The 16,158-nt window shown below is 70.2% G+C and carries 17 protein-coding genes and 1 riboswitch; of the genes, 13 read left to right on the plus strand and 4 right to left on the minus strand.

The annotated features are described in order from the left end of the window. Window positions 1-13 precede the first annotated feature (13 nt). The 5 genes from pstC to gcvP all read left to right on the plus strand — a co-directional run bounded on the left by pstC (window position 14) and on the right by gcvP (window position 6,989). A complete protein-coding gene (gene pstC / locus C6N40_RS00465) occupies window positions 14-982 on the plus strand; it encodes a phosphate ABC transporter permease subunit PstC (protein WP_106989041.1) in 969 nt (322 codons plus the stop codon). Further along, window positions 982-1,845 carry a phosphate ABC transporter permease PstA gene (pstA, locus tag C6N40_RS00470; RefSeq protein WP_106989042.1) on the plus strand — a complete coding sequence of 288 codons (864 nt, stop codon included), beginning with the start codon at window positions 982-984 and terminating at the stop codon, window positions 1,843-1,845. The genes pstC and pstA overlap by 1 nt, the downstream gene beginning before the upstream one ends. Continuing rightward, a complete protein-coding gene (gene pstB / locus C6N40_RS00475; protein WP_106989043.1) occupies window positions 1,838-2,662 on the plus strand; it encodes a phosphate ABC transporter ATP-binding protein PstB in 825 nt (274 codons plus the stop codon). Before pstA ends, pstB begins: the two co-directional genes overlap by 8 nt. A gap of 10 nt (window positions 2,663-2,672) precedes the next feature. Further along, window positions 2,673-3,362 carry a phosphate signaling complex protein PhoU gene (gene phoU / locus C6N40_RS00480; protein WP_106989044.1) on the plus strand — a complete coding sequence of 230 codons (690 nt, stop codon included), beginning with the start codon at window positions 2,673-2,675 and terminating at the stop codon, window positions 3,360-3,362. A 624-nt stretch (window positions 3,363-3,986) separates the two neighbouring features. Next, window positions 3,987-4,085, plus strand: a riboswitch (glycine riboswitch). 27 nt (window positions 4,086-4,112) lie between these two features. Further along, on the plus strand, window positions 4,113-6,989 hold the full coding sequence (gcvP, locus tag C6N40_RS00485; protein WP_425477631.1) for an aminomethyl-transferring glycine dehydrogenase: 2,877 nt from the start codon (window positions 4,113-4,115) through the stop codon (window positions 6,987-6,989). Here the strand turns inward: gcvP and chrA are convergent. Then, on the minus strand, window positions 6,965-8,149 hold the full coding sequence (gene chrA / locus C6N40_RS00490) for a chromate efflux transporter (RefSeq protein ID WP_106989046.1): 1,185 nt from the start codon (window positions 8,147-8,149) through the stop codon (window positions 6,965-6,967). The genes gcvP and chrA overlap by 25 nt on opposite strands. Window positions 8,150-8,215: 66 nt before the next feature. Between chrA and C6N40_RS00495 the strand changes: the two genes are divergently transcribed. From C6N40_RS00495 to cysK, 8 genes are all read left to right on the plus strand, one after another. Next, window positions 8,216-8,518: an ArsR/SmtB family transcription factor gene (locus tag C6N40_RS00495; RefSeq protein WP_106989047.1), complete on the plus strand. Its 303-nt coding sequence runs from the start codon at window positions 8,216-8,218 to the stop codon at window positions 8,516-8,518. A 56-nt stretch (window positions 8,519-8,574) separates the two neighbouring features. Continuing rightward, window positions 8,575-9,576, plus strand: coding sequence for an ArsJ-associated glyceraldehyde-3-phosphate dehydrogenase (locus C6N40_RS00500; protein WP_106989048.1), 1,002 nt, complete (start codon window positions 8,575-8,577; stop codon window positions 9,574-9,576). Next, window positions 9,573-10,775 (plus strand): organoarsenical effux MFS transporter ArsJ, encoded by a 1,203-nt coding sequence (gene arsJ / locus C6N40_RS00505; RefSeq protein ID WP_240183404.1) that lies wholly within the window; start codon window positions 9,573-9,575, stop codon window positions 10,773-10,775. Before C6N40_RS00500 ends, arsJ begins: the two co-directional genes overlap by 4 nt. A 101-nt stretch (window positions 10,776-10,876) precedes the next feature. Next, entirely contained in the window at window positions 10,877-11,272 is a 396-nt protein-coding gene (locus C6N40_RS00510; RefSeq protein WP_106989050.1) for an HvfA family oxazolone/thioamide-modified RiPP metallophore, read from the plus strand. 4 nt (window positions 11,273-11,276) lie between these two features. Continuing rightward, window positions 11,277-12,137, plus strand: a complete 861-nt coding sequence (locus tag C6N40_RS00515; protein ID WP_106989051.1) for an HvfB family MNIO-type RiPP peptide maturase — start codon at window positions 11,277-11,279, stop codon at window positions 12,135-12,137. After that, complete coding sequence (locus C6N40_RS00520) at window positions 12,124-12,891, plus strand: HvfC family RiPP maturation protein (RefSeq protein ID WP_106989052.1); 768 nt, start codon at window positions 12,124-12,126, stop codon at window positions 12,889-12,891. Before C6N40_RS00515 ends, C6N40_RS00520 begins: the two co-directional genes overlap by 14 nt. A gap of 23 nt (window positions 12,892-12,914) precedes the next feature. Continuing rightward, on the plus strand, window positions 12,915-13,559 hold the full coding sequence (gene rnt / locus C6N40_RS00525; RefSeq protein ID WP_240183405.1) for a ribonuclease T: 645 nt from the start codon (window positions 12,915-12,917) through the stop codon (window positions 13,557-13,559). A gap of 27 nt (window positions 13,560-13,586) precedes the next feature. Next, window positions 13,587-14,549 carry a cysteine synthase A gene (cysK, locus tag C6N40_RS00530; protein WP_106989053.1) on the plus strand — a complete coding sequence of 321 codons (963 nt, stop codon included), beginning with the start codon at window positions 13,587-13,589 and terminating at the stop codon, window positions 14,547-14,549. 12 nt (window positions 14,550-14,561) lie between these two features. Here cysK and C6N40_RS13905 read toward each other — a convergent pair whose 3' ends face one another. From C6N40_RS13905 to rlmB, 3 genes are all read right to left on the minus strand, one after another. After that, window positions 14,562-15,029: a DUF1036 domain-containing protein gene (locus tag C6N40_RS13905; protein WP_162781999.1), complete on the minus strand. Its 468-nt coding sequence runs from the start codon at window positions 15,027-15,029 to the stop codon at window positions 14,562-14,564. A gap of 69 nt (window positions 15,030-15,098) precedes the next feature. Beyond that, window positions 15,099-15,404: a CBU_0592 family membrane protein gene (locus C6N40_RS00540; RefSeq protein WP_106989054.1), complete on the minus strand. Its 306-nt coding sequence runs from the start codon at window positions 15,402-15,404 to the stop codon at window positions 15,099-15,101. Continuing rightward, window positions 15,401-16,156, minus strand: a complete 756-nt coding sequence (gene rlmB, locus C6N40_RS00545) for a 23S rRNA (guanosine(2251)-2'-O)-methyltransferase RlmB (RefSeq protein WP_106989055.1) — start codon at window positions 16,154-16,156, stop codon at window positions 15,401-15,403. The genes C6N40_RS00540 and rlmB overlap by 4 nt, the downstream gene beginning before the upstream one ends. Between the last annotated feature and the right edge of the window lie 2 nt (window positions 16,157-16,158).

A 16,158-nucleotide genomic window follows, 5' to 3' on the forward strand; every position in this document is an offset into this window, starting at 1 on the left:
GAGAGCGCCGCGAATGCAAGCCACTTCCGCCCCGAGTCCCGCTGAACGATCGCATCGCTTCGATGCCTTCGCCGACTGGTTCTTCCGCAATCTCGTCACCATCGCCGGCTGGTTCGTGCTGATCGCACTGGGCCTGGCCGCACTGTCGATGGCCTGGGGCGGACGCGAGGCCTTCCTGGCCTTCGGCCCCGGCTTCCTCACCTCGACCGCCTGGAACCCCGTCACCGAGGAGTACGGCGCGGCGGTGGCCATCTACGGCACCGTGGTGAGCACGATCATCGCGATGATCATCGCGGTGCCGGTGAGCTTCGGGATCGCCCTGTTCCTCACCGAGGTCGCCCCGTCCTGGATCCGCCAGCCGCTGGGCATGGCCATCGAGCTGCTGGCGGGCATTCCCTCGATCATCTACGGCATGTGGGGCCTGTTCGTGCTGGCGCCCTTCCTGGCCGACAACGTCTACCCGTGGGTAGACGCGAACCTGGGCCAGATCCCGCTGGTCGGCATGCTCTTCGCCGGCCCGCCGCTGGGCATCGGCATGCTCACCGCCGGCATCGTGCTGGCGATCATGGTCATCCCCTTCATCTCCTCGGTGATGCGCGACGTCTTCATGACCGTGCCCAACCGCCTGAAGGAATCGGCCTACGCGCTGGGTTCGACCACCTTCGAGGTGGTCTGGAACATCGTGCTGCCCTACACGCGCTCGGCCGTGATCGGCGGCATCTTCCTGGGCATGGGCCGCGCCCTCGGCGAGACCATGGCCGTCACCTTCGTGCTGGGCAACTCGCACCACATCAACGCCTCGCTGCTGATGCCCGGCAACTCGATCGCCGCCTCGATCGCCAACGAATTCGCCGAGGCCACCACGCCGATGTACCAATCGGCCCTGCTGGCCCTGGGCTTCGTGCTGTTCATCGTCACCTTCGTGGTGCTGGCGATCTCCAAGTTCATGCTGATGCGCCTGGCCAAGCGGGAGGGCAACTGATGGCCACCACCGCCGACCGCCTGTACCTGCGCCGCCGCGTCGTCAACGGCGTTTCCCTGGTGCTCTCGGGCGCCGCGACCCTGTTCGGCCTGTTCTGGCTGGTGTGGATCCTCTGGACCACGATCAGCAAGGGCGTCGACGCGATGAGCCTGCAGCTGTTCACCGAGATGACGCCGCCGCCGGGCCAGGACACCGGCGGCCTGAAGAACGCCATCGTCGGCTCGCTGATGCTCAGCTCGCTGGCCGTGCTGCTGGGCGCGCCGGTGGGCATCGCCGCCGGCACCTTCCTGAGCGAATACGCCCGGGCGCGCAAGATCGGCGAGGTCATCCGATTCGTCAACGACATCCTGCTCTCGGCGCCCTCGATCGTCCTGGGCCTGTTCGTCTACACGCTGGTGGTGCGCACGACCGGAACCTTCTCGGGCTACGCCGGTTCGATCGCCATGGCCTTCATCGTTCTGCCGGTGGTGGTGCGCACCACCGACGAGATGCTGCGCCTGGTGCCCTCGCAGATGCGCGAGGCGGCGCTGTCGCTGGGCATCCCGCAGTGGAAGGTGACCACGCAGATCCTCTACCGCGCCGCCCTGCCCGGCATCGTCACCGGCGTGCTGCTGGCCCTGGCCCGCATCGCCGGCGAAACCGCGCCGCTGCTGTTCACCGCCTTCAACAACCAGTACTGGAGCACCGACATGTCCGGCGCGATGCCGAACCTGCCGGTCACCATCTTCCAGTTCGCGATGAGCCCGTTCGAATACTGGAACCAGCTGGCCTGGGCCGGCGCCTTCCTGATCACCCTGTTCGTGCTGGCCGTCTCGCTGGTCGCCCGCACCCTCCTGCTGCGCAAGAAGACCCACCATGACTGACGCCCCGATCACCTTCGCCACCGCCGTCCCGAACGCCGGCACGGCCGCCGACGCGGCGCCGACCCCGGTCAAGCTGGCCGCGCGCAACCTCGCCTTCCACTACGGCGACTTCACCGCGCTGCGCGACATCAACCTCGACGTGCCGCAGAACAAGGTGACCGCGCTGATCGGCCCCTCGGGCTGCGGCAAGTCCACCCTGCTGCGCATCTTCAACCGCATCTATTCGATCTACCCGGGCCAGCGCGCCAGCGGCCAGGTGCTGCTCGACGGCGAGGACGTGCTCGACGCCAAGTACCCGCTCAACCGGCTGCGCAGCAAGATCGGCATGGTGTTCCAGAAGCCGGTACCGTTCCCGATGTCGATCCACGACAACATCGCCTACGGCATCGGCCACTACGAGAAGCTGTCGAAGGCCGACATGGCCGACCGCGTCGAGGCCGCGCTGCGCCAGGCGGCGCTGTGGGACGAGGTCAAGGACAAGCTCAAGCAGAGCGCGCTGGGCCTGTCGGGCGGCCAGCAGCAGCGTCTGTGCATCGCCCGCGCGGTGGCGCTCAAGCCGCAGGTGATCCTGTTCGACGAGCCGACCTCGGCGCTCGACCCAATCGCCACCGGCAAGATCGAGCAGCTCTTCGCCGAGCTCAAGCAGCAGTTCACCATCCTCATCGTCACCCACAACATGCAGCAGGCGGCGCGCTGCTCGGACTACACCGCCTTCATGTACCTGGGCGAGCTGATCGAGCACGGGCCGACCACCACCATCTTCACCAAGCCCTCGAAGCAGCAGACCGAGGACTACATCACCGGCCGCTTCGGCTGAGGACATCGCGATGACCGACCATATCGTCAAGAGCTTCGACAACGAGCTCACGCGCCTCGACGGCGAGATCCAGCGCATGGGCCAGATCGCCGTGGCCCAGCTCGATGCGGCCATCGACGTGCTGCAGCGCCGCGACAGCCAGGCGGCCATGCGCGTGGTGGCCAACGACGAGGCCATCGACGCGCTCGAACACGAAATCAGCCACGACGTGCTGCGCCTGCTGGCCCTGCGCCAGCCGATGGCGCGCGACCTGCGCGAGGTCTATGCCGCGCTGCGGATCTCGTCGGACATCGAGCGCATCGGCGACTACGCCGCCAACGTGGCCAAGCGCTCGATGGTGCTCAACCAGAGCGCGCCGGTCACGGTGGCCCGCGGCCTGCCGGCCCTGGCCCGGCTGGCCAACAACCTGGTCACCGAGGCCCTGGCCGCCTACCGCCTGCGCGACGCCGACAAGGCGATGCAGGTGCGCGGCCGCGACGCCGAGCTCGACGCCGAGTACACGGGCCTGTTCCGCGAGTTGCTGACCTACATGGCCGAGGACCCGCGCCAGATCACGGCCTGCACGCACCTGCTGTTCATCGCCAAGAACATCGAGCGCATCGGCGACCACGCCACCAACATCGCCGAGAACACCTGGTTCCTCGTCCACGGCGAACTCCCCGCCGGCGACCGCGCCAAGGCCGACCTCACGTCCTCCTGACCCCGCCCCCCGCTGGGGCGCCTTCAGGCGCGACTGCCCTGTCTGCCTGCGATTGGGCGACTCGCCACTTTCGCGGGTGGACGCGGCGTGCATTCGCCCCGGCCGACACGCCGTGAACCCATCCATGGGGGCTCCTCGTCGACATCCATGTCTCCGAGGGTCGGCCGGGGCGAACGCACGCCACCTCCTCGAAAATTCGTCATGGCCGACAGGCAAGCAGGCATGCCGCGTCCCTGGAGGCCGCTGGCTACAGTCGGAGCGACGGCGTGCACGCGTACGACTCGACGGAGCGGAGGACAGGATGTCCGCAACGCACGGCCGTAAGCTGGTTATGGATGACGCCTGCGCGCGGCCGGACGGCGAGTCGTACGCGTGCGCGGCGGCGCCACTCCGCCAGGCATCCGGCCGGAAGGGCCTGCGCTAGGCAGTCGGGCCTGAAGGCGCTTCTGGTGGCGGTTTGCCGGCCGGGCCTGGCCCGGGGCCGGGACGGGGCGGCCGGCGGGGCAAAAAGGGGCCCGGCGGGGTAGAATGGACGGGCTCGATGCGCGGAGCGGGAGAGGCTGGCTGCGGCCAGCGCCGAAGGCGTAACGCCCGTAATCGCTCAGGAACCCGAACCGCCTCCGCGCGAGCGACTCTGGAGAGACCGGAACCAGCCGGCGCCGAAGGGGCATGGCCGCAGGGATTGCAGCCAAAACTCTCAGGCAAAAGGACAGAGGGGCACCCCCGTGCGGGTTCGCACGGCCCCTCCCCATGTCCGGATCCGCCATGAATCGCGACAGCCTGCGCCAGCTCGAGAACCACGACGCCTTCCTCGAACGCCACATCGGCCCCAACGACGCCGAGATCGCGCACATGCTGCGCATCGTCGGCCACGACTCGCTCGATGCGCTCACCGACGCCATCGTGCCGGCCGGCATCAAGTCCACCGCCCCGCTGGCCCTGCCCGCCCCGGTCACCGAGGTCGAGGCGCTGGCCAAGATCCGCGCCGTCGCCTCGAAGAACAAGATCTTCCGCAGCTTCATCGGCCAGGGCTACCACGGAACCCACACGCCGAACGTCATCCTGCGCAACATCCTCGAGAACCCCGCCTGGTACACCGCCTACACGCCCTACCAGGCCGAGATTTCCCAGGGCCGCATGGAAGCGCTGATCAACTTCCAGACCCTGTGCGCCGACCTGACAGGCATGGAGATCGCCAACGCCTCCCTGCTCGACGAGGGCACCGCCGCGGCCGAGGCGATGACGCTGGCCAAGCGCTCGGGCAAGTCGAAGTCGAACCTGTTCGCCGTCTCCGCCGGCGTGCACCCGCAGACCCTCGAGGTGCTGCGCACCCGCGCCGAGCCCATGGGCATCGAGCTGGCCGTGCTGCCCGACGCCGAGCTTGCCGGTGCCGACGCCTTCGGCGTGCTGCTGCAGTACCCGGACACCTTCGGCCACGCCAACGACTACCGCGCCCTGGCCGAGGCCGTGCACGCCCGCGGCGGCCTGGTCTGCGTGGCCACCGACCTGCTCGCGCTCACCCTGCTCGTCCCGCCGGGTGAATGGGGCGCCGACATCGTGGTCGGCAATACGCAGCGCTTCGGCGTGCCCTTCGGCTTCGGCGGCCCGCACGCGGCCTTCATGGCCTGCCGCGACGCCTTCAAGCGCTCCATGCCCGGCCGCCTGATCGGCGTGTCCATCGACGCCGAGGGCCAGCCGGCCTACCGCCTGACCCTGCAGACCCGCGAGCAGCACATCCGCCGCGAGAAGGCCACGTCCAACATCTGCACCGCGCAGGTGCTGCTGGCGGTGATGGCCGCGATGTACGCCGTCTACCACGGCCCGGACGGCCTGCGCCGCATCGCCGCCCGCACCCACCGCCTGGCCAGCCTGCTGGCCGCGGCGCTGCGCAAGGCCGACGTGAACGTCGGCGGCGATTTCTTCGACACCCTGCACATCACCGGCGTCGACGCCGACGCCGTGCACGCGCGCGCCGTGGCCGCCGGCATCAACCTGCGCCGCATCGACGGCCGCAGCCTCGGCATCAGCCTCGACGAGACCAGCACCCGCGAGGACGTGGTCGCCCTGGCCGCGCTGTTCGGCGCGCGCATCGAGGACATCGACGCGCTCGACGCCGCCACCACCGACGCCCTGCCGGCCGGCCTGGTGCGCCAGTCGAAGTACCTGCAGCACCCGGTGTTCAACACCCACCACAGCGAGCACGAACTGCTGCGCTACATGCGCTCGCTGGCCGACAAGGACCTGGCCATGGATCGCACCATGATCCCGCTGGGCAGCTGCACCATGAAGCTCAACGCCACGGCCGAGATGATCCCGATCACCTGGCCCGAGTTCGCCAACATCCACCCTCTGGCCCCGGCCGACCAGGCCGCCGGCTACCGCGAGCTGGTCGACACGCTCGAGGCCATGCTGGTCGAGTGCACCGGCTACGACGCCGTCAGCCTGCAGCCCAACTCCGGCGCCCAGGGCGAGTACGCCGGCCTGCTGGCCATCCGCGCCTACCACCGCAGCCGCGGCGAGGGCCATCGCGACGTCTGCCTGATCCCCGATTCGGCCCACGGCACCAACCCGGCCTCGGCGCAGATGTGCGGCATGACGGTGGTCGTGACCAAGACCGATGCCAACGGCAACGTCGACGTCGAGGACCTGCGCCGCGCCGCCGAGCAGTATTCCGACCGCCTGGCCGCGCTGATGATCACCTACCCGTCCACGCACGGCGTGTTCGAGGAGGACATCGTCGAGATCTGCGAGATCGTGCACAAGCACGGCGGCCAGGTGTACACCGACGGCGCCAACATGAACGCGCTGGTGGGCGTGGCCAAGCCCGGCAAGTGGGGTTCGGACGTTTCGCACCTGAACCTGCACAAGACCTTCTGCATCCCGCACGGCGGCGGCGGCCCCGGCGTCGGCCCCTGCGCGGTGAAGTCGCACCTGGCGCCCTTCCTGCCCAAGACCTTCGGTGGCGAGGGCGACGTGGGCATGGTCAGCGCGGCGAGCTTCGGCAGCGCCTCGATCCTGCCGATCAGCTGGATGTACATCGTGATGATGGGCGCCGAGGGCCTGCGCAAGGCCACCCAGGTGGCGCTGCTCAACGCCAACTACATCGCCAAGCGCCTGGCGCCGCACTACAAGACGCTCTACACGGGCCGCAACGGCTTGGTGGCGCACGAGTGCATCCTCGACCTGCGCCCGCTCAAGGACGCCACCGGCATCAGCGCCGAGGACGTGGCCAAGCGCCTGATCGACTTCGGCTTCCACGCGCCGACGCTCAGCTTCCCGGTGGCCGGCACGCTGATGGTCGAGCCGACCGAGAGCGAGTCGATGCACGAGCTCGACCGCTTCATCGACGCGATGATCCAGATCCGCGAGGAGATCCGCGCCGTCGAGGAAGGCAAGCTCGACCGCGAGGACAACCCGCTCCGGAACGCCCCGCACACCGCCACCGCGGTGTCGGCCAGCGAATGGACCCACGCCTACCCGCGCGAACTGGCCGCCTTCCCGCTGGCCAGCCTGCGCCGGCAGAAGTACTGGCCGCCGGTGGCGCGCGTGGACAATGTCTACGGCGACAAGAACGTGATGTGCGCCTGCATCCCGGTCGACGCCTACAAGGAGCCGGCGGAGGCCTGAACCACGACGGTGGTGGCCACGATCGCGGCCACCACCCACAGCAGGTTCACCCGCTTCCACAGCAGCAGTGCCAACGCGGCCAGCGCGATGGCGACATCGGCGGGGCCGCGCAGCCCCGCCGGCGCGACGGTGCCGGCCAGGGCCGCGGCCAGCAGGCCCACCACCACCGCATTGATGCCGGCGATCGCCGGCGAGGCGCCGCGCAGCCGCGCCAACCCGCCCCAGAGCGGCAGCACCGCCGCCACCAGCAGCAAGCCCGGAAGGAACATCGCCGCCAGCGCGACCAGGGCACCCAGCGCCGGCGGCTCGCCCGTGGGCGCCAGCGCGCCCAGGTAGGCCGCCAGCGAGAACATCGGCCCCGGCAGCACCTGCGCCGCGCCGTAGCCGGCCAGGAAGTCGTCGCGGGCCAGCCAGCCGCTGGCGACGGTGGACTGCTCGAGCAGCGGCAGCACCACGTGGCCGCCGCCGAACACCAGCGCGCCGGCTTCGTAGAAGGCCGCCGCCAGCGACGCCAGCGAGGCCCCGCCCCCGGCCAGCATGAGCGCCGCCACCAGCCCCGCGGCGAACAGCGCCAGCATCGCCGCACCCGCCACGCGGCCGTGGTGCACCGCCAGGCCGGCGGCCGGCAGCGCGGGCACGTGGCGGCACAGCACCAGGCCGAGCAGGCCGCCGGCGCCGATCAGGGCCAGCTGCAGCCAGGCCCCGCCGAAGAAGGTCATCGCCGCGAAGGCCAGCACGCCCAGCAGGGCGCGCGGGCCGTCGGGCAGCAGGCTGCGCGCCATGCCCCAGAGGCCGTGCGCGACCACCACCACGGCCACGAGCTTGAGGCCATGCACCACCGACAGCGCCAGCGGGCCGTCGAGGCGCGGCGCCAGCAGCGCCAGGCCGAACATCAGCAGCGCCGATGGCAGGGTGAAGCCGAGGAAGGCCAGCAGCCCGCCCCGCCAGCCGCCGCGCAGCAGGCCGACGGCGAAGCCGAGCTGGCTGCTCGCCGGGCCCGGCAGCGCCTGGCAGATGGCCAGCAGCTGGGCGAATTCGGCCTCCGAAAGCCAGCGCCGGCGCACGACGAACTCCTCGCGGAAATACCCCAGGTGGGCGATCGGGCCGCCGAAGCTGGCCAGGCCCAGGCGCAGGAATACGAGGAAGAGCTTGGCCAACATGCGCCGAGTCTAGCCGCACCGCGCGGCTGCCATGTTTCCGTCATACGTTTCGACTATTCTGGAACAGTGAAAACGAAAGCCGCCCTCGACGCCCTCTCCGCCCTGGCCCAGCCGCACCGGCTGGCGGTGCACCGCTGGCTGGTCGAACGCGCCCCGGACGGCGCCTTCGCCGGCGAGATCGCCGAACACCTCGGCGTCCCGGCCACGACGCTGTCCTTCCACCTCAAGACCCTGCAGGCCGCCGGCCTGGTGCGGGCCGAGCCCGAGGGCCGCCACATCCGCTACCGCGCCGCGCTCGACACCGTGCGCGGCCTGGTCGCCTACCTCACCGAAAACTGCTGCGCCCGAACTGGGGACAGGTGCAACTAGGCCCTGTTTCCCTCCCCATCCCGACAACACTTCGAGCCTAATTGCACCTGCCCCCCATGACACTTCGAATCGGCATCAACGGCTTCGGCCGCATCGGACGCCTCGCCCTGCGCGCCGCCTTCGGCTGGGAGGACGTACGCTTCGTGCACGTCAACGACCCGGCCGGCGACGCGGCCACGCTGGCCCACCTGCTCAACTTCGACTCGGTGCACGGGCGCTGGACGCACGAGGCCACGCACGAGGGCGACGACATCCTCATCGACGGCCAGCGCATCACCACCAGCCGGAACAAGGCCATCGCCGGCACCGACTGGTCGGGCTGCGACGTGGTCATCGAGGCCAGCGGCAAGATGAAGACCACGGTCGCCCTGCAGGCCTACCTCGACCAGGGCGTGAAGCGTGTGGTCGTCACCGCTCCGGTGAAGGAGCCGGGTGTGCTGAACGTGGTGATGGGCGTCAACGACCACCTTTACGACCCTTCGAAGCACCGCATCGTCACCGCCGCCAGCTGCACCACCAACTGCCTGGCGCCCATCGTCAAGGTGATCCACGAGGGCCTGGGCATCCGCCACGGCTCCATCACCACCGTGCACGACCTCACCAACACCCAGTCCATCCTCGACCAGCCGCACAAGGACCTGCGCCGCGCGCGCGCATGCGGCATGAGCCTGATCCCGACCACCACCGGTTCGGCCACGGCGATCACCGAGATATTCCCCAAGCTCAGGGGCCGCCTCAACGGCCACGCCGTGCGCGTGCCGCTGGCGAACGCCTCGCTCACCGACGCGGTGTTCGAGGTGCAGCGCGAGACCACGGTGGAGGAAGTGAACACGCTGCTCAAGGCCGCCGCGGAGGGCCCGCTCAAGGGCATCCTGGGCTTCGAGACGCGCCCGCTGGTGTCGATCGACTACCGCACCGACCCGCGCAGCAGCATCGTCGATGCCGCGTTCACCATGGTCGTCGCGGGCACCCAGGTGAAGGTGTTCGCCTGGTACGACAACGAATGGGGCTACGCCAACCGCACCGTCGAACTGGCCCGCAAGGTGGGCCTGGCGTGAGCAACGCCGTTCGCCAGTACCTGCTGGTGACGGGCAACTACTGGGCCTTCACCCTCACCGACGGCGCCCTGCGCATGCTGGTGGTGCTGCACTTCCACCAGCTTGGCTATTCGCCGCTGCAGGTGGCGATGCTGTTCGTGTTCTACGAGTTCTTCGGCGTGGTCACCAACGTCGTCGGCGGCTGGCTGGGCGCACGGCTCGGGCTGAACCGCACGATGAACCTCGGTCTTGTGCTGCAGGTGGGCGCGCTGGCCATGCTGGCGGTGCCGGCGGCCATGCTCACCGTGCCCTGGGTGATGACGGCGCAGGCGCTGAGCGGCATCGCCAAGGACCTCAACAAGATGAGCGCCAAGGGCAGCCTCAAGGCGCTCGTGCCCGACGATGCCCAGGGCCGGCTCTACCGCTGGGTGGCCGTGCTCACCGGCTCGAAGAACGCGCTCAAGGGCGTGGGCTTCTTCCTCGGCGGCCTGCTGCTGGCGACGCTGGGCTTCGACGGCGCGGTGCTCGCGATGGCCGGCGCGTTGGCGCTGGTCTGGCTGGGCAGCCTGGTGTTCCTGCAGGGCGACCTGGGCAAGGCGAAGGCGAAACCGAAATTCCGCGAGCTGCTGTCCAAGAGCCCGGCCATCAACCGGCTGTCGGCGGCGCGGCTGTTCCTTTTCGGTGCCCGCGACGTCTGGTTCGTGGTGGCGCTGCCGGTGTTCCTGGCCGAGGCGCTGGGCTGGCGGCACGAATCGATCGGCGCTTTCCTGGCGCTCTGGATCATCGGCTACGGCGCGGTGCAGGCGCTGGCGCCGGCCATCACCGGGCTGTGCCGCGGCGCCCTGCCCGACGGCCGCGACGCCTTCGGCTGGGCCCTGCCGCTGGTGGGCCTGGCCGGCGGCATGGCGGCGGCGCTCTGGGCCGGCTGGCCGGCACAGCCGGTGCTGGTCGGGGGGCTGCTCGCGTTCGGCGTGCTGTTCGCGCTCAACTCGGCCCTGCACAGCTACCTGATCATCAGCTACGCCCGCGAGGACGGTGTCTCGCTCGACGTGGGCTTCTACTACATGGCCAACGCCGGCGGCCGCCTGCTGGGCACGGTGCTGTCGGGCGCGATCTACCAGGCCTGGGGCCTGGCGGCCTGCCTGGCCGCCTCGGCGGCGATGCTCGGGCTGGCGGCGGGCATTTCCCTGGCGCTGCCGCGCCACCCCGCCGGACATTGACCCGCCCGTCACGCCCGGCACGTGCGCCGGCGCGCGAAAATCTGCAGGATGTCGGGCGCGGGGCGACCCTGCCGCCGCGGCAAACCCGAAGGGAGCAAAGCATGTCGAAGAAAACCCTGAAACCCGTCGTCCTCGCCGCCGGCGCGGTCATGTTCGGCTCGATGGCCCTGGCCGGCTCGAGCTTCGCCATGGACAGCCTGTCGCAGGGCTACCTGCTGGCCGCCGGCGACGCCAAGGCCGAGGAAGGCAAGTGTGGCGAGGGCAAGTGCGGCGAAGGCAAGTGCGGCTCCGACAAGGCCGAAGAAGGCAAGTGCGGCGAAGGCAAGTGTGGCGAGGGCAAGTGCGGCTCCGACAAGGCCGAAGAAGGCAAATGCGGCGAAGGCAAGTGTGGCGAGGGCAAGTGCGGCTCCGACAAGGCCGAGGAAGGCAAGTGCGGTTCCGACAAGGCCGAAGAGGGCAAGTGCGGCGAAGGCAAGTGCGGCGGCCACGCCGCCTGAGCCGATGAGTCCGGTCGTGCGCTCGCTCGAACCGACGGCCGCCGGCCTCGGCCTGCGGCGGGCCCTGCTGGGTCCGCTGCAGGGCGCGGCGCCGGGCGACTTCGATTTCCTCGAGTGCGCGCCGGACAACTGGATCGGCGTGGGCGGGCGGTTCGGCGCCGCCCTGCGCGAGCTCAGCGCGCGCCACCCGCTGGTCTGCCACGGCCTGTCGCTCTCGCTCGGCTCCACCGATCCACTCGACGACACCTACCTGGCCCGCCTGCGCCGCTTCCTCGACGAACACCGCGTGCCGGTGTTCAGCGAGCACCTGAGCTACTGCAGCGATGGCGGCCAGCTCTACGACCTGCTGCCCATCCCCTTCACCGAAGAGGCCGTGTTTCACGTCGCCGGCCGCATCCGGCAGGTGCAGGACGCGCTGGGCCGGCGCATCGCGGTGGAGAACATCTCCTACTACGCCGCGCCCTTCCAGGCGATGGCGGAAATCGATTTCATCAACGCAGTGCTGGCCGAGGCCGACTGCGACCTGCTGCTGGACGTGAACAACGTCTTCGTCAACGCCATCAACCACCGCTACGACCCGCACGCCTTCCTGCGCGGGCTGCCGGGCGGGCGCATCGCCTATTTCCACATCGCCGGCCACTACGACGAGGCCGAGGACCTGAAGGTCGACACCCACGGCGCGCCGGTGAAGCCCGACGTGTTCGCCCTGCTCGACGAAGCCTGCTCGCTGTTCGGGCCGCGCCCGACCCTGCTCGAGCGCGATTTCAATTTCCCGCCCTATGCCGAGCTGGTGGCCGAACTGGGCCAGGTGCGGACGGTGCTGCAGCGCCATGCCCCGGCCGGGAGCCGGCATGTCCGCGCCTGAGCAGCTCGCGCGCCAGCAGGCCTGCCTGGCCGCGCACGTACGCGACCCGGCCGCCAACGCGCCGCCTCCGGGGATCGAAGAGCGCCGCCTGCAGGTCTACCGCGAGCTGTTCATCAACAGCGTGCTCGGCCTGCTGGGCGGCAACTTCCCGGTGCTGCGGCGGATCCTCGGCGAGCCGGCCTGGCCGGAGCTGGTGCGCGCCTTCTACCGCGAACACCACTGCGCCACGCCGCTGTTCCCGGAGCTGCCGCGCGAGTTCCTGCAGTACCTGCAGGCGCGCGCCGAAGCCGGGCGCGGCGACCCGCCGTGGTGGCTGGAGCTGGCGCACTACGAATGGGTGGAGCTGGCGCTCGACCTGAGCGAGGACAGCGACGAGGATGTGCCGCACGACCCGGCCGGCGACCTGCTCGAAGGCGTTCCGGTCGTCTCGCCGCTGGCCTGGCCGCTGGCCTACGCCTGGCCGGTGCACCAGCTGGCCCCGGGCCAGGTGCCCGAAGCGCCGGCGCCGGCGCCAACCCTGCTCCTGGTCCGGCGCGACCCGGGCCACGCCGTTCGCTTCCACACGCTCAGCCCGCTCACCTTCCGCCTGCTCCAGCGCTTGTCGGAACAACCGGACCTTTGCGGCCGGGAACAGCTGCAGGCGCTTGCCGACGAGGCCGGCGCCGCCGACCCGGCCGCGTTCCTGGCCGAAGGGGCGCGCATGCTCGGGCAACTGCGGCGCGACGGCGTGCTGCTGGGGACCCGCGCCGGCTGAGCCGCCCTGTTATCCTGCGCGGCATGGAAAACACCCCCCTGCCGCGCATGGCCGAGCGCTTCCGCGGCTTCCTGCCGGTCGTCGTCGACGTCGAGACCGGCGGCTTCGACTGCAGCCGCCACGCCCTGCTCGAGATCGCCGCCGTGCCGATCGAACTCGACGGCGACGGCTACTACGTGCCCGGCGAGACCGTCAGCAGCCACGTCGAGCCCTTCGCGGGCAGCGAGATCGACCCGCGCTCGCTCGAGGTCACCGGCATCCGGCTCGACTGCGCCCTGCGCGGCGCCCTGCCCGAGCGCGAGGCGCTGGACCATGTGTTCGCCAAGGTCCGCGCCGCCGTGAAGCGCAACGGCTGCCAGCGCGCGATCCTGGTCGGCCACAACGCCCATTTCGACCTCGGTTTCCTGAACGCTGCGGTGACGCGGACAGGACATAAACGCAACCCTTTCCACCCCTTCAGCACCTTCGATACGGTTACCCTAGCCGGCATGGCCTATGGCCAGACCGTGCTCAGCCGCGCGGTGCAGGCGGCGGGATTGCCATGGGATGGCGACCAGGCCCATTCGGCGGTGTACGACACCGAGCGCACGGCGCAGCTGTTTTGCGCGGTGCTCAACCGATGGCGCCAGTTCTGCTCGCAGGACCTCGCCGCAAGCCACCAGGACTGAGCGCGCCCCTCCAACCGGGAGACCGCGATGATCCACGACTCCATCCTCGGCACCGTAGGCGACACGCCGATCGTCCGCATCAACCAGCTGGCGCCGGACGGCGTCGCGATGTACGCCAAGCTCGAGTTCTTCAACCCGATGTCCTCGGTGAAGGATCGCCTGGCCACCGCCATCATCCTCGACGCCGAAGCCTCCGGCGCACTCAAGCCGGGCCAGATGGTGGTCGAGGCCACCTCGGGCAACACCGGCGTCGCGCTGGCGATGGTGTGCGCGGCGCGCGGCTATCCCTTCGTGGCCTTCATGAGCGAGACCTTCTCGGTCGAGCGCCGCAAGCTGATGCGCGCGCTGGGCGCGAAGGTGATCCTGACGCCGGCGGCCGAACGCGGCAGCGGCATGGTCAGGCGCGCGCGCGAGTTCGCGGAAAGGCACGGCGCCTTCCTCGCCCGGCAGTTCGAGAACCCGGCCAACCCGGCCTGGCACCGCGCCACCACCGGCCCGGAAATCCTGCGCGACTTCGCCGGCAGGCGCCTGGACTGGTTCGTCACCGGCTACGGCACCGGCGGCACGATGACCGGCGCCGGCGAGGTGCTCAAGCTGGCGCGGCCCGACCTGAAGATCGCCGCCACCGAACCAGCCGGCGCCGCCCTGCTTTCGGGCAAGGACTGGCAGCCGCACAAGATCCAGGGCTGGACCCCGGACTTCATCCCCGAGGTGCTCAACCGCGACATCTACGACCTGATCGTGCCCGTCGACGACGTGCTCGCCCGCGACACCGCGCGCGACCTGGCGCGGCGCGAGGGCATCTTCTGCGGCATCTCCGGCGGCGCCACCTTCGCGGCGGCGCTGGAACTGGCCCGCACGCTCGAGCCGGGCAGCGTGGTGCTGGCCATGATCCCCGACACCGGCGAGCGCTACCTGAGCACCTTCCTGTTCGAAGGCATCAACGAAGGCAGCGACGACGAGTGGCTGGCCTCGCTGGAGGCGGGCTGAGCGCCCGCCCCCTCAGGGGTCGAGGTTCCAGGTAAAGGTGCCGTACTCGTCCATGCTGGCGGGCTGGAAGCCGCGGGTTTCCTGCCCGGACCCGCAGGTGTTCGCGTTCGTCGAGTAGAAGTTGTACGGGCCGGGGTACTCGACGCACAGCGTGTGGCTGCCGCCCCAGTAGAGGTCGGAGCCGTCGGCGTCGGCGTAGAAATAGAAGTTGCTGTTGATGGTCTCGACGATGTTGTTGCAGTCGCCGGCGTCGACGCGGAACCAGCCGCGGTTGTAGAAGCGCTTCTCGCCCACCGGGATGTACGACACCGCCACCAGCGCGTCATGGCTGCTGCGGTTGCAGACCTTGAGCTGGATCGTGGAGGGCTGGTTGGCAGTCGCCTCCTCTTCCCACTCGTCCTCCCAGTCCTGCCCCACCGCGGCCGGCGCGACCGCCAGCACCAGGGCCGCCAGCGCGGCCCGCGTCGTCATGTGCTTCATTGCCCAAGATCCCCTGTTGGTGCCACCGAAGGTAGCAAGCTTCGGCACCCGGGTTAAGTGGGTCCTGTCTCAGTCCTGGCGGCCGGCCGCCCCGCCCCCCGGCCGCAGGCGCCCCATCCGTGCCCGCAGGCCGCGCCACAGGCCGTAGAGGCTGATGGCGATCCAGGCCAGTTGCATGATCGTGGTGGAGATCACGGTGCTGAAGTCCGGGCCCGGCCCGAAGATCGAGACCAGGATGAACACGGCGCCGAACAGGTTGGCCAGCTGGTAGCCCAGCGCGTCGCCCTTCAGGCGCCCGGCCTGCAGCAGGAAGAAGGCGCCGAGCACGAAGGCCACGCCGGCCAGGCCGACGAAGTCGTACCACTGCAGGCTCACAGGCCACCCCCGCGCTGGCGCACCACTTCGAACAGGGCGATGCCGGTGGCCACCGACACGTTCAGGCTCTCCATCTCGCCCGGCATCGGGATGCGCACCAGGCCGTCGCAGGTTTCACGGGTCAGCCGGCGCATGCCCTCGCCCTCGCCGCCCATCACCAGGGCGATGTTGCCCTTGAGGTCGGTGGCGTGGATCGTGGCCGGCGCCTCGCCGTCGAGGCCGTAGATCCAGACGCCGAGCTCCTGCAGCCTCTTGAGCGTGCGCGCGAGGTTGGTGACGCTGACCACCGGGATCCGGTCGGCGGCGCCGGCCGAGGTCTTGCGCACGGTGGCGTTCACCGGCGCGGCCTTGTCCTTGGGGATCACCACGGCGGTGACGCCGGCGGCGGCGGCCGTGCGCAGGCAGGCGCCGAGGTTGTGCGGGTCCTGCACGCCGTCGAGCACCAGCACCAGCGCCTTGCCGTCCGCGGCCTCCACCAGCCCCGGCAGCTCCTTCTCGTCGGTGGCCTTGGCGGCCTCGTAGCGGGCCACCGCGCCCTGGTGGCGCAGGCCGCCGGCGATGCCCTCGAGCGACTGCAGCGGCACGCGCCGCACCGGCACGTCGCGGCGCCGGGCGGTTTCCTCGATCTCGGTGATGCGCGGGTTCTTGCTGCCGGCCTCGAGCAGCACCTCGCGCACGTGCTCGAGGTCGTGTTCCAGCGCCGAGGCCACGGCATTGATGCCGGCGACCCAGTTGTCCTTGCGGTTAGCCATCG

The sequence above is a fragment of the Arenimonas caeni genome (genome assembly GCF_003024235.1).
GTDB lineage: Bacteria > Pseudomonadota > Gammaproteobacteria > Xanthomonadales > Xanthomonadaceae > Arenimonas > Arenimonas caeni.

Coding starts and splice junctions, on each gene's coding strand:
- pstC (WP_106989041.1), top strand. CDS start 14: ATGCAAGCCACTTCCGCCCCGAGTCCCGCTGAACGATCGCATCGCTTC.
- pstA (WP_106989042.1), top strand. CDS start 982: ATGGCCACCACCGCCGACCGCCTGTACCTGCGCCGCCGCGTCGTCAAC.
- pstB (WP_106989043.1), top strand. CDS start 1,838: ATGACTGACGCCCCGATCACCTTCGCCACCGCCGTCCCGAACGCCGGC.
- phoU (WP_106989044.1), top strand. CDS start 2,673: ATGACCGACCATATCGTCAAGAGCTTCGACAACGAGCTCACGCGCCTC.
- gcvP (WP_425477631.1), top strand. CDS start 4,113: ATGTCCGGATCCGCCATGAATCGCGACAGCCTGCGCCAGCTCGAGAAC.
- chrA (WP_106989046.1), bottom strand. CDS start 8,149: ATGTTGGCCAAGCTCTTCCTCGTATTCCTGCGCCTGGGCCTGGCCAGC.
- C6N40_RS00500 (WP_106989048.1), top strand. CDS start 8,575: ATGACACTTCGAATCGGCATCAACGGCTTCGGCCGCATCGGACGCCTC.
- C6N40_RS00510 (WP_106989050.1), top strand. CDS start 10,877: ATGTCGAAGAAAACCCTGAAACCCGTCGTCCTCGCCGCCGGCGCGGTC.
- C6N40_RS00515 (WP_106989051.1), top strand. CDS start 11,277: ATGAGTCCGGTCGTGCGCTCGCTCGAACCGACGGCCGCCGGCCTCGGC.
- C6N40_RS00520 (WP_106989052.1), top strand. CDS start 12,124: ATGTCCGCGCCTGAGCAGCTCGCGCGCCAGCAGGCCTGCCTGGCCGCG.
- rnt (WP_240183405.1), top strand. CDS start 12,915: ATGGAAAACACCCCCCTGCCGCGCATGGCCGAGCGCTTCCGCGGCTTC.
- cysK (WP_106989053.1), top strand. CDS start 13,587: ATGATCCACGACTCCATCCTCGGCACCGTAGGCGACACGCCGATCGTC.
- C6N40_RS13905 (WP_162781999.1), bottom strand. CDS start 15,029: ATGAAGCACATGACGACGCGGGCCGCGCTGGCGGCCCTGGTGCTGGCG.
- rlmB (WP_106989055.1), bottom strand. CDS start 16,156: ATGGCTAACCGCAAGGACAACTGGGTCGCCGGCATCAATGCCGTGGCC.